The organism is Mesorhizobium sp. M0808 (genome assembly GCF_040320025.1).
GTDB lineage: Bacteria > Pseudomonadota > Alphaproteobacteria > Rhizobiales > Rhizobiaceae > Mesorhizobium.
Window position 1 is genome coordinate 1 of the sequence record NZ_JAMYOX010000138.1, and the last position, 642, is coordinate 642.

Sequence of the window (642 nt, forward strand, 5' to 3'; positions counted from 1 at the left end):
GAAATCCGCCGCATTGCGGCCAATGTCGGCGGCCGTGGCCGGCGCGAACGAAACATGCGCCGCGCTCAGCGCAGGCGTGTCGTTCAAGCCGTCGCCAACCATCAGAACCCGGTGTCCCTCTTTCGCCAGGGTTTCGATGCATTCGACCTTGCCGGACGGCAGCAGGCACGGAACGAAGTCATCGATACCCAGCATTTTCGAGATTTCGCGGCAGGCGGCCGCGCTATCGCCCGACAGCATCTGAACCGACATCCCGGCATCGTTCAATCGCTCGATCGCCGCCTTGGCGTCGGCACGCAACGCATCCTCGAAATTGAAGGTCGCGACAACGATCCCGTCTTTCGTCAGGACCGTCCCGCCATAGCCATGTTTGCCTTCGCCGCCTGTGCGGGCCTTCCATCCAGCCCATCCGCGTCTGCCCAGCCGCCAGATACTTCCGACGTCAGTTGCTTCGATACCGAACCCCGGATGCTCGGTGACGGCATCGAATTTGTGCTGCCCGCCGCCAGCGGCAAGACCGGCTATGGCCTTTGAAAAGGGATGACGCGAATGCGCGGCCATGTCGGCCGCAATCGTCAGCATGGCCGGATCGATCGAGGCCGCATTGACGAGACGGGGCTGGCCGAGCGTGAGCGTGCCGGT

The 642-nt window shown here is 63.6% G+C and carries 1 protein-coding gene; it reads right to left on the reverse strand.

Annotated features, from left to right (window positions below; genetic code table 11):
• Window positions 1–642 (reverse strand): HAD-IC family P-type ATPase (locus tag NKI25_RS36340; protein WP_353000993.1); only part of this gene is annotated, 642 nt, incomplete at both ends.